Below are 11,657 nucleotides of genomic sequence, written 5' to 3'. Positions count from 1 at the left end.
TAAACCGGAGTAGGTCGACGGGAAGAGGTCGACGGGCCGAAAGAATTCGATACCGGCATTGATCATCAGTGGAACCCAGCTTAGGCGTGAGAAGAGGGTGGGCTGGACGCGGCTAGTTACACACAAAATGTCCCTTATCGCGACACGCCGTAAAAACACACAAAATGTCCCTTAAGCCCAGGAAGGAAGGGTTGGGGGTGAGTACGACCACCCCAACAAAAAGGGCAGGCCCTCACGACGGTGAGGGCCTGGGACCTGTATAGTACGGGCGTTTTCCCGTTTCACTCCCGTCAGTATACGGCCTATCCGTTTCATATCCAATACGCACTACCGCCCCAACACAAATTGTTCCCGCGCCCGGGAACCATTTTGGGTTTCGGGCCTGTTCCGGTCGACCAGCCGCGGTATTTCCCCAGGTGGAGACGCCTGTCCACAAAGAACGTTCCCGGTTTTCAAAAAACATTGGGAACTTTCTCGTCGGCTCGGTCTGGGGGCAACCGCCCCACCCCCAACCAAAACAGCCCGCGCCGTACCGTAGTACCGCGCGGGCTGCCCCACCATGGGCCCCACCAGGCCCTTTAGGTTCGGGCCCCACCAGACCCGAAAGGAGGTCGTCACGCTGTTGCTGTCAGCAGAGACTAGCAATGTGACAGGCAATGGTGACTGACCGCGTTCCATGGTACCCGGTTGGCGCGGTGGGGGCGAAGTGGGCGTCGGAAAGCGAAAAGTGGGGCGCAAGCAAAAACGCAATTCTGTTCACAAAATCTCGAGCAAACTCATCATCACTACCTGTCCCCCTCCAAGAATGACGCCTACAATCGAACTTTCCAATTCCACAATCTGAAAAGGACCGCCCATGGACCTCCTAAGGCTCCTGCGCAGGCACGCGCGCCCATACCGCGGCGCGATGCTCGCGGTGGTGTTGCTGCAGGCAATCACGACTGCGGCGACGCTCTACCTGCGCAGCCTGAACGCAAAAATTATCGACGAAGGCGTCTCCCAAGGTGACGTCCCCTTCATCTGGCGTACCGGCGGCGTGATGCTTGCTGTGGCGTTTGTACAGGTGATCGCGGCGTGTGCGGCCGTCTGGTTCGGGTCGAGGGCCGCGATGGGCACGGGCCGCGATATCCGCGAGGAAGTGTTTGGTCGGGTGTCGCGGTTCTCGGCGGAGGATATGTCGCACTTCGGCTCGGCGACGCTGATTACGCGCGGGACGAATGACGTGCAGCAGGTCCAGCAGGTGTTCTTGATGTTCTTGAACTTTATGGTGGCGGTGCCGATCATGATGGTCGGCGGCGTGGTCATGGCGGTTCGGGAGGATCCGGGGATGAGCTGGCTGGTCGCCGTCTCCGTAGTCGTGTTGGCGGTGGTTGTGGCGGCGCTGATCGGCCTCCTTCTTCCGTTGTTCCGCTCGATGCAGTCGAAGATTGACCGTATTAATGGCGTGCTCCGCGAGCAGATCGCGGGCGTGCGCGTGGTGCGCGCGTTTACGCGGGAGGAGTTCGAGTCCGAGCGTTTCGACGCCGCCAATGCCGACCTCACGCGGTTGAGTCTGAGGATCGGCAATTTGTTTGTGATGATGTTCCCGGTGATCATGCTGATCCTGAACCTGGCGACTGCGGCGGTCCTCTGGTTCGGCGGCCACCGTGTGGATGCGGGTGAGGTGCAGGTCGGGTCGTTGACGGCGTTCCTGCAGTACCTCCTACAAATCCTGGCGGCGGTGATGATGGGCGCGTTCATGGCGATGATGCTCCCGCGCGCCCTGGTGTGCGCCACCCGCATTACGGAGGTGCTGAAGCACGAGCCGTCGCTGACCGAGCCACACACCAGCGCAGCCAGCGACCCGACAGACAGCACCGTCACCTTCGAGGACGTGACCTTCACGTACCCGGGCGCGGAGGAGCCGGTGCTGGACGGCATCTCCTTCCAAGCCAACCCTGGCGAAACGACCGCGATTATCGGCTCGACGGGTTCAGGCAAGTCGACGTTGTTGGGGTTGATTCCGCGTCTGTATGCGCCGACGGGCGGTCGGGTGCTGGTTGGTGGTCGGGATGTGGCGTCGTTACGCCGTGGGCAGCTGGTGGATGCGGTGGCGATGGTGCCGCAGAAACCGTATTTGTTCTCGGGGACGGTGGCGTCGAATTTGCGTGTGGCCAGCCCGGATGCGACGGATGAGCAGCTGTGGCGGACGCTCGAGATCGCGCAGGCCACCTTCGTGGATGACCTCGAGATGCCGATTTCCCAGGGCGGCACGAACGTGTCCGGCGGGCAGCGCCAGCGCCTCTGTATCGCGCGCGCGATCGTGGAGCAGCGTGGCGTCCTCCTCTTCGACGACTCTTTCTCCGCCCTCGACATGACCACGGACGCGCGGCTGCGCGCAGCGCTCGCCGAGCACGTCGCCGAGGCGACGGTGATCGTGGTGGCGCAGCGTGTCAGCTCGATCCAGAACGCGGACCAGATCCTGGTGCTCGACGCCGGCCGTATCGTGGCCCGCGGCACCCACGATGAGCTGCTGAAATCCTCGCCGACGTATCAGGAAATTGTCCGTTCCCAGCAGACGGTGGAGGCAAAATAATGGCTAAGGACCAAGTCGAACTCACAGACGAGGAAATCCAGAAGCTCGAGGGCTCCATGGACGGCCACTTCGGCGGCGCCCCGCGCTCCGCGAAGAACTTCTGGCCGTCAGCGAAGCGGCTGGTCGGTCTGCTGGCCCCGCACAAGGCGTTGTTTGCCCTGGTGGTGGCGCTGGTGTGCGTGTCCGTCGGGCTGAATGTGTACGCCCCGCGCGTGATGGGCCACGCCATGGACGTCATCTTTTCGGGCGCGATCGGCGCGCACCTGCCCGCCGGTGCCACCCAGGAGCAGGTGATTGAGGGGTTGCGCGCGGGCGGCCAGGACACGTTCGCGGACATGCTTTCCGGGATGGATGTGACCCCTGGTGTGGGCGTCGATTTCTCGCGCCTCGGCGAGCTGATCCTGGCGGTGCTGGCGCTCTACGTCGGCGCGAGCCTGCTGATGTGGCTGCAGGGTTTCCTGCTGAACCGCATGGTCATGCGCGAGATTTACCGCCTGCGCGCCCAGGTGGAGGCGAAGCTGAACCGGGTGCCGCTGAGCTACTTCGACCGCGGCCAGCGCGGCGATATCCTGTCGCGCACAACGAACGACGTCGATAATGTGCAGCAGACGTTGCAGCAGGCGCTGTCGCAGGCGTTGCAGTCAGTGCTGATGGTGTTGGGCATTATGGCGATGATGTTTACGGTGTCGTGGCAGCTCACCCTGCTTGCCCTCGTCTCGATTCCGTTGACGGCGCTGGTGGTTGGGGTGATCGGTAAGCGTTCGCAGCGGCACTTCAAGCAGCAGTGGCGCGCAACGGGCCAGCTCAACGGGCACATCGAGGAGTCTTTCTCCGGCCACGAGGTGATCACGCTCTTCGGCCGCCAGGACGCCTCCCAAGAACTTTTCGACGCCCGCAACCACGACCTCTACACCGCCTCCGCCTCCGCGCAGTTCCTCTCCGGGCTCATGATGCCGATCATGCAGTTCATCTCCTACCTCTCCTACGTCCTCATCGCGGTCTTCGGCGGCCTGAAGGTCGCCAACGGTTCGCTGACGCTCGGCGCGGCGACGGCGTTCATCCAGTACTCGCGTCAGTTCAACCAGCCGCTCGGGGAGCTCGGCGGTATGGCTCAGATGGTGCAAAGCGGCGTCGCGTCCGCCGAGCGCGTCTTCGAGTTCCTCGACGCCCCCGAGGAGCCCCGCGAGTCACACACCAGCCCGAAGCGCGCCTCCGGGCACGTCCAATTTATCGACGTCCACTTCTCCTACACCGACACTCCCCTCATTCAGGACCTCAACCTCGAGGTGCAGCCGGGCCAGAAGGTCGCCATCGTCGGGCCCACCGGCGCGGGCAAAACCACCCTGGTCAACCTGTTGATGCGCTTCTACGACATCGACTCGGGCCAGATTCTCCTTGATGGCGTCGATACGCAGTCGATGTCGCGCCAGGACCTGCGCAGCCAGGTCGGCATGGTGCTTCAGGACGCCACCCTCTTCGAAGGCACCATCCTGGAAAACATCCGCTACGGCCGCCTCGACGCCACCGACGAGGACGTCATCGCCGCCGCCAAAGCCACCCTTGTCGACCGCTTCGTGCACACCCTCCCCGACGGCTACCACACCGTCATCGACCAGGACGGCGGCGCCCTCTCCGCCGGCGAACGCCAACTGATCACGATCGCGCGCGCCTTCGTCTCGAAGCCGTCCCTGCTCATCCTCGACGAAGCCACCTCCAGCGTGGACACCCGCACCGAGCTGCTGGTGCAGCACGCCATGGCCGCCCTCCAAGCCGACCGCACCAGCTTCGTCATCGCCCACCGCCTCTCCACCATCCGCGACGCCGACCTCATCCTGGTCATGCAGGACGGCCACATCGCCGAGCAGGGCGACCACGCCTCCCTCCTTGCCCGCCGCGGCGCCTACTGGGAGCTCAACCAGGCCGGCTTCTCCGAGGACTAGGTCCCTGACCCCCTGGTCCCAGTGACAAAGGACGCATCCCTAAATCATCTAGCCATTCAAACATACAGGTAACAAAAGGGCTATGTGTTAAGGGGTGCGTCTTTTGTCACTCAGCCCACCCGACGAGACACCACATTCCCCCACTCGTCCGCGCCGACCTGGACTTTTCCAAACCCGGCTGCCGAAAACCAGGAATGTGGTGCACGGCCCCTCTTGCCGCGCACCACATTCCTTGATTTCCTAGATCAACCCTTCGTCGTTTCCTCAGGTCGCCAATTCCACGCGCAGGAATCTGGTGCGCGCCTCCACTCACCCCACCAGGTCAGACACCATGGCCCCCTACCCTGCTCGGGTGCACCACATTTTTGCGGGGTTGAGGTGGATGTGGACTTCGTCACCGGGGGCGGTGTATGCGAGTGGGGTGTCGGGGTCGCAGTGGAGGACGATTCTCCCGTAGGACGTTTCAATGCCAACTTCTTGGTATTCCCCCATGTAAACGCTGCGGGTGATTTGGCCGATGTTGTCGGTGAGGTGGCGGGCTTGTTGGCCGGTTGGTGTGGCGATTGCGCTGGTGGGATAGCCGATGGCGACGAGAGTGTCGTTGGTGGTGAGGGTGGGTTCGGCTGGGATGGTGTGGTGTTGGCCGAGGAGGGTGACGTGGGCGGTGGCGGTGCCGTACTGGGTGTGGGTGATGGTGCCGGTGGTGGGGATGAAGATGGTGGCGCCGAGGTGGCGGGCGATTTCGACGGTGGCGGGTTGTTCGCGGAGGTCTTGGGGTGCGGCGTCTTGGGTGATGTGGCCGTTGGTGAGGTAGATGATGCGGTCGGCGATGGAGAAGGCTTCGTCGATGTCGTGGGTGACGTAGAAGGTGGTGCTGCCGAGTCGTTGGTGGGTGCGGAGGATTTGTTGTTTGAGTTGTTTGGATGAGTATGTGTCGACGTGGGCGAGGGGTTCGTCGAAGAGCATGAGGGTGGGTTGTTGGACGAGGGCGCGTGCGAGGGCGACTTTTTGTTGTTGGCCGGTGGAGAGTTGGTGGGGGTAGCGGTGTGCGAGGTCGTCGATGCCGAGGCTGAGCATGGCGACGTTGACGGCGTCGTGGTTGGCGCCGGTGAATCGGATGTTGTCGGTGATGGTGAGGTGTGGGAAGAGGGCGGGGTGGTCCATCATCATGGTGATGGGGCGTTTGTGGGGTGGGAGGTGGTGGATGGGTTGGCCGTCGATGGTGATGTGTCCGGGGGCGTGGGTGAGGCCGGCGAGTGCTTTGAGCATTGTGGTTTTTCCTGCTCCGGAGCGTCCGAGGATGACGATGAGTTCGCAGGGGTCGGCGTCGAGGTTGATGGTGTTGAGGAGGTTGCGGATGGTTATTGCTGCCATGGTTGGTGGTCCTTTCGCCAGTGCGTGTCGACGCCCCTTCGGTTCCCGATGCCACCGATGCCACCCATGCCGCCGACTCCGACTCCGACGATGGCTGCGATGCCGACGATGAAGAGGGAGACGGTGATGCTGATGGAGAGGGCTGCGGGGTAGTTTGCGGCGTCGAGAAGCATGAAGAGTCGGAGGATGAGGAGTGGTGTGTCGGGTGTGCTGACCCAGAGGAGTGGGACGGCGAGGACGGTGGTGTTGGAGAAGACGGCGAGGAAGCCGAGGATGAGCAGGTGTGCGGAGCGTGGTAGGACGATGGTGGTGGTGGCGCGGATGGGGCCGACGCCTTGGAGGAGTGCGGTGCGGTATTCGCCTTGGGACATGAGGGGGCCGATGTAAACGAGGAGGAAGTATGTGATGGCGAGGGAGCTGGGGAGGCAGGCGAGGACGACGGCGGTGAAGGCTGCGGCTGGGTTTGCTGGGCTGTCGAGGGAGGGTTGAGTGGCGATGATGCGGAGTCCGCATCCGATGGTTGCCCCGGGGGCGGTGGCGATGAGGGCGAAGGTGGCGTCGATAAGTCGGCGGCCGATCCAGCCGAGGTGGTTGCCGCTGGTGGCACGGGCGGCGAGAGCGGCGGCGCTGAGGGCGAGTGAGCAGATGAGGACGATGAAGCTGAGGCCGACGGTGTTCATGACGGCGTTGCCGATTGGGGGTTGGCCGCCTTCTGTGATGCCGCGGTGGGTGGCGAGGGTGAGGAAGGTGGCGCTGAACGCGATGCCGCAGGCAAGGATCCATTGCGGGGTGCGCGTGGTGGCGCCGACGGCGTGTTCGCGGCCTGGTGTGGTGGGGTGGGTGGTGCGGATGAGTTGGATGATGCCGGGCATGCGCCGCAGTAGGCGCATGTAGTACGTGGCGGCCAGGCCGAATACTGCGAGGACTGGCAGGGTGAGGAGGAGCGCGAGCCAGGCTTCTTCGCCCTGGTTGCCGTAGGAGTGTGAGCTGAACCAGATGGTGGTGGCGGCGATGGGGGTGCGTGGGGCGATGATATTTGGGGTGATGGGGTCGGAGAGGATGGCGCTGAAGATGAATACGCAGATCGCAGGGGTGAAGAGGGCGAGGCGTGGCAGGTAGATGAGGCGGAAGAGGCTCCAGTCGTGGGCGCCGCCGAGGCGCGCGGCGTTGACTTCGCGGGCGTCGATAGGGGCGAGTGCGGTGCGTTGCGCGAAGTATGCGAGCGGCAGGAAGGAGGTGATGAAGGTGAAGGTGAGGGCGGTGAGCCCGGTGAAGTCGTCGGTGAGGGGCCATGGGAGGACTCCGGTGCGCCCGAGGATGACTTTCCACCCTGCACCGATGACGGGGTGTGGGATGGTGAGCTGGAACAACAGCATCATGTCGAGCGTGACGACGCCCATTCGCCCACACCGCGTGGCTGCGAGGGCACCGATGGTGCCCAGTGCCGTGGTTGCCAGGGTGGCGATGAGCGCGATAGTGCTGCTGGTCAGGAGTGGCGTGAGGGGTAGGCCGTGGAGCGCGCTGGTGTCGGCGAGTGCCTCTTGGATGAGCGCGCCGTACGGCAGGCCGAGCACGATCACGAAGATTGTGGTGATGGTCGCGGTGGCTCCGAGGAGGGCTTTCATGGCCGCTCCCCTGTTGTGTTGGCGAACCAGGTCATCCACCGTTCGCGTTCTGCGTCGGCGAGGTCGGGGCGGATGGCGGTGATGCCGTGGGTGGTTGCGAGCACCTCGGTGATGTTGCCGGCGACGGCGCTGTTGGTAGGGATTTGTGGGAGGCCGACGCGCCGGGCGGAGGTCTGCCCGCTCGGTGAGAGGAGCCAGTTCATCACGATCCGCGCGGCGGCCTTGTTGCTGCCCTGGGCGACGATCCCTCCGGAGGCGATCTCGAACGATGTCCCTTCGGAGGGGTAGGTAATGGTCAGGGGCGCGCCGGCACGGGTGGTTTTATTTTGGCAGTAGGGCTCGTATGAGATAGCGACGGCCGCCTCGCCGTGCGCGACAACGTCACTGGGGGCGTTGCCGGACCGGGTGAAGCGGTCGATGTTGCGTATGATGTTCTGGATCTCTGCGGGTTCGAGGCCTGCGGATTGCATGCTGAGCAGTATGGCGTACCCGGTGCCGGACGTCAGCGGTGATGGCGCGGAAACCCACCCGTTGAGTTCGGGGCGGAGCAGGTCACGCCAGGTGGTGGGCATGTCAGTGCTCAGGTTTTGGAAGGCGTCGGGGTTGCTGCACAGGCTGAGGATGGAGGCGTACACCCCGAACCAGTATCCGTGGGGGTCTTGAAACTCGGCGGGGATGGTGGTGGCTGCGGGTGGGTTGGTGGCGTCGAGGAGCCCGAGGCGAGCCGCGAATCGGTAGTTTTCGCTGGGGCCTCCGACCCAGAGGTCGAATTCGCGTGACCCGGTTTGTAAACGTTTCAGCGCCTCCTGGGTGGGGAGACTGACATAGCGGACGTCCAGGCCGAGCTCGCGCCGGATGTCGAGTTTCCACTGCTCGCAGACGGTGGCGTCGTTGGAACACATGATGGTCAGGTCAGTGTTCTGCGGGATGAGGGTGCGGTACATCGTGGTGGCCGAGACGATGGCCACCACGATGATCGCTGGCAAGCGGAGCCACTTTGCAAACACAGTGCTGTAGTTTAGGGGAGTTTAGGCGTGTTTAGGCGTGCGCCTGCATCTCCGCTTCACGCTGCTGCATGAGCTTCTTCTCTTCGCGCCAGATGACCTGGAAGATGAGCAGGATCAGGACAGTGAACACGAGGAAGACGATGAAGGTGACGTCCCAGCCGGCGTACTTCACCAGGAAGCCCACACCGGTGGATGCCAGGGTCGCGCCGAGCAGGTAGCCGAACAGGCCGGTGAAGCCTGCGGCGGTGCCTGCCACGTTGCGTGGGGAAAGGTCGAGAGCCTGCAGGCCGATCAGGCCGACTGGGCCGTAGATGAACCCACCGATCAGGGCGACGTACAGCACCATCAGCCAGAACGGGGTGCCTACCGGGGAGAGCCAGTACGCCGCGATGGACAGGCCTGCGCCCAGGGTGAACAGGGAGATGGATGCGGAGCGGTTGCCGTGGAAGACTTTGTCCGAAAGCCAGCCGCACAGGATGGTGCCGATGAACCCGGCCAGCTCGAAGGCGGCGAAGCCGACCAGGCCGCTGCCGATGCTCATGTGGTGCTGCTCAGAAAGGTAGGTGGTGATCCAGTGGAGCACACCGTACCGCAGCGCGTAAACAAACACGTTCGCGAACGCGAGCAGCATGATGATGCGGCTGTGCAGGATGTGCTTGAATACCAGGTCTTTCGTGGAGAGTTTCTCGCCGGTGTCCTCAGCGACCTTTGCTGGGTCGTCGCGGTATTCGTCGATTGGCGGCAGGCCGACTGATGGCGGGTTGTCGCGGATCAACAGGAACGCGATGAGCGCCACCACAAGCGCGACGAGTGCCGGCAGCCAGTAGGCGGCGCGCCAGTTCTGGCCCGTGATGCTCAGGCCGATACCGACCAGCACCGGCAGACCGAACGCACCCAGGTTGTGGGAGGTGTTCCACAGTGAGCCTTTCCAGCCGCGCTCGCTCGTCGAGAACCACTGCACGACGATACGCCCACACGGTGGGTAGCCCATGCCCTGGAACCAGCCGTTCAGGAACATCACGGTGGCGAACACGCCGACGCTCGCAGACACCCACGGCACGAACGCGACCACCAAGTTCATCAAGGCGGACAGCGCCAAGCCAAGTGGCAGGAAGTAGCGCGCGTTGGACTTGTCCGAAATCATGGCGCTGAAGAACTTCGACAACCCGTAGCTAACCAGCACCGCGTTGCCGATAATGCCGATCGCCGGCTTATCGATCGCGCCACTTTCGTCAATCAGCAAGGGGGCGATCGCCGAAATATTGTTTCGGATCAGGTAAAAACCTGCGTAGCCAAGGAAGATACCCATGAATACTTGCAGACGCATCCGCGGGTACAGCTTGTCTACTTCCTCCTCCGGGAGCCGTGGAATCGGCCCCGGGGCTTGTAACCATTTGAACATGGCAGGCACTCCTTTTGTGCACTCTCAGTATTTCCACTACTGATTGTGTGTCCTGCCTGGTAACAGTGCTTTTGCTGCTGGTAACAGTTGGTAACAGTCCTGTTACCGTGGGGGCTCTGCCGCCGCCCAGACGTAGCCTTTGCCTCGAATGGATGCGATGGCGTCCGGGGGCATGCCGGCGTCCTCAAGCTTCTTCCGTAGCCGATACATGGTGGACTTCACCATGTTCCTACCGCCCTGCGTCGCGCTGGTTTCCCATACCTCGTTCAGCAGCTGGCGAACCCCCACCACTTCCCCGGGCCGCACAAGCAGCGCCCGCAGAAGTTTGCTCTCCGTCTCCGTCATATCGACGGCCCTCCCGTGCACCTCCACCGCGTGACTTAGCGGGTGCACCGAAACCTCACCCACCACAATCGGTTTGGCAGTGATCTCTTGTGACACGCCGCTGCGTCGCAGCAACGCCCGGGCGCGCAGCACCAACTCGCGTGGGGAAAACGGCTTCGCCAGGTAGTCGTCCGCCCCCGCCTCCAGCCCGGCGACGCGCTTCTCGGTTTCGCCGAGCGCGGTCAGCATAATCACGGGTGTGTCGGCGAACTCGCCCGCAGCCCGGATGCGTTGGCACAGGGCGGTGCCGGACATGTCCGGCAACATCACGTCGAGAATAACCAGGTCGCAGTGCTGTTCGTTGAGTATCTGCCAGCCCTCCCGGGCCGTCCCCGCGCTCGACGTCCGCCACCCCTCCATCTCCATCGCGTAGCCGACGATCTGCACCATCTGCGGCTCATCATCGACGATCAGCACGTGCCTACTTGTCATCCTCGCCCCCTGCCATCGTGCCCTTCGGCAGCGTCATGAGCACCGACGTCCCGTGGTCCGCACTCGAATCCACCAACACTTCCCCACCGTGCCGTCCCACGATATCGGCCATGATCACCATCCCCAGCCCGGCACCCGTCGGCACCCGCTGGTTGCCACCACGGGTATTGAACTGCGAGAACGGCACGAACAGCTGCTTACGCTGCTTCGTCGACATGCCTGGCCCGAAGTCCGCCACAGTAATAATCACCTTGGTCGCGCTGGCCTCCGAGTGGACCACAATATCGTGGTCCCCGCCCGCGTAGCGTGCAGCGTTGTTCAGCACGTTCCACAGTGCGTGCCGCAGCAGCTGCGGGTCCGCCTCAACCGTGAGGGGGTCGCCCGGGTCATCCACAACGATCGGTACTTGGCTAATCGCCCGCATTTCCTGCGCTGTCTCCCGCAGCAGCGCCCGCACATCAACCGCCTGTTTCTGCAGGTTATAGGTACCATTATGGAGTTTCGCTTGCAACAGCAGCGACTCCGCAATCTGAATCGCCCTCGCCGAGTTCGTCTGAATCGTCCCCACCAATCGACGCCTCTTTCCCTCATCCTCCTCGTCCGCCAGCAGTTCCGCCGCCCCCTGAATCAGCGACAGTGGCGTGCGAATCTCGTGTGCCAACACCTGCTCATCAGTGATGTCCTGGCACCTCCTCACTTTTCGACGCCCCACCACCGCCTCAATCGCACTCCCTATCATTGGCTTCATTCTTGACATCTTAGCGCTGCCTCAGTGACAAAGGACGCACGCCCCTTTTCGCGACCTGGGCTTTTACCTTCTCCCTCAGCAAGAATTGCGTCCTTTGGCACTGGCACCCCAACCTCGAACATAGTTTCGCCTCACGTGCCTGCCGTGTCGGGTCCCGTTCGTATCCTGAT

General features: G+C 63.1%; 8 protein-coding genes. 2 read left to right on the top strand and 6 right to left on the bottom strand.

What is annotated here, in order from left to right:
* Positions 1–856 precede the first annotated feature (856 nt).
* Together QP802_RS07705 and QP802_RS07700 are read left to right on the top strand one after the other, a co-directional pair.
* A complete protein-coding gene (locus QP802_RS07705) occupies positions 857–2,575 on the top strand; it encodes an ABC transporter ATP-binding protein (protein WP_284818181.1) in 1,719 nt (572 codons plus the stop codon).
* On the top strand, positions 2,575–4,515 hold the full coding sequence (locus QP802_RS07700; RefSeq protein ID WP_284818180.1) for an ABC transporter ATP-binding protein: 1,941 nt from the start codon (positions 2,575–2,577) through the stop codon (positions 4,513–4,515). Before QP802_RS07705 ends, QP802_RS07700 begins: the two co-directional genes overlap by 1 nt.
* A gap of 339 nt (positions 4,516–4,854) precedes the next feature.
* Here the strand turns inward: QP802_RS07700 and QP802_RS07695 are convergent, their stop codons facing one another.
* The 6 genes from QP802_RS07695 to QP802_RS07670 form a co-directional block, all read right to left on the bottom strand.
* Entirely contained in the window at positions 4,855–5,889 is a 1,035-nt protein-coding gene (locus tag QP802_RS07695) for an ABC transporter ATP-binding protein (protein WP_284818178.1), read from the bottom strand.
* Entirely contained in the window at positions 5,877–7,514 is a 1,638-nt protein-coding gene (locus QP802_RS07690) for an ABC transporter permease family protein (RefSeq protein WP_256001493.1), read from the bottom strand. The genes QP802_RS07695 and QP802_RS07690 overlap by 13 nt, the downstream gene beginning before the upstream one ends.
* Positions 7,511–8,521, bottom strand: coding sequence for an extracellular solute-binding protein (locus QP802_RS07685; RefSeq protein WP_284818176.1), 1,011 nt, complete (start codon positions 8,519–8,521; stop codon positions 7,511–7,513). The genes QP802_RS07690 and QP802_RS07685 overlap by 4 nt, the downstream gene beginning before the upstream one ends.
* 31 nt (positions 8,522–8,552) lie before the next feature.
* The gene (locus QP802_RS07680; RefSeq protein ID WP_256001491.1) at positions 8,553–9,923 is read right to left on the bottom strand and encodes an MFS transporter; all 1,371 of its coding nucleotides are present in this window, start codon (positions 9,921–9,923) and stop codon (positions 8,553–8,555) included.
* A gap of 102 nt (positions 9,924–10,025) precedes the next feature.
* The gene (locus QP802_RS07675) at positions 10,026–10,739 is read right to left on the bottom strand and encodes a response regulator transcription factor (protein WP_256001489.1); all 714 of its coding nucleotides are present in this window, start codon (positions 10,737–10,739) and stop codon (positions 10,026–10,028) included.
* The gene (locus tag QP802_RS07670; RefSeq protein WP_407933408.1) at positions 10,729–11,487 is read right to left on the bottom strand and encodes a sensor histidine kinase; all 759 of its coding nucleotides are present in this window, start codon (positions 11,485–11,487) and stop codon (positions 10,729–10,731) included. The genes QP802_RS07675 and QP802_RS07670 overlap by 11 nt, the downstream gene beginning before the upstream one ends.
* Positions 11,488–11,657: the final 170 nt, after the last annotated feature.

The sequence above is a fragment of the Corynebacterium sp. UMB10119B genome, from assembly GCF_030228125.1.
Lineage (GTDB): Bacteria > Actinomycetota > Actinomycetes > Mycobacteriales > Mycobacteriaceae > Corynebacterium > Corynebacterium pseudogenitalium.
This window is presented reverse-complemented; position numbering and strand designations above follow the sequence as displayed.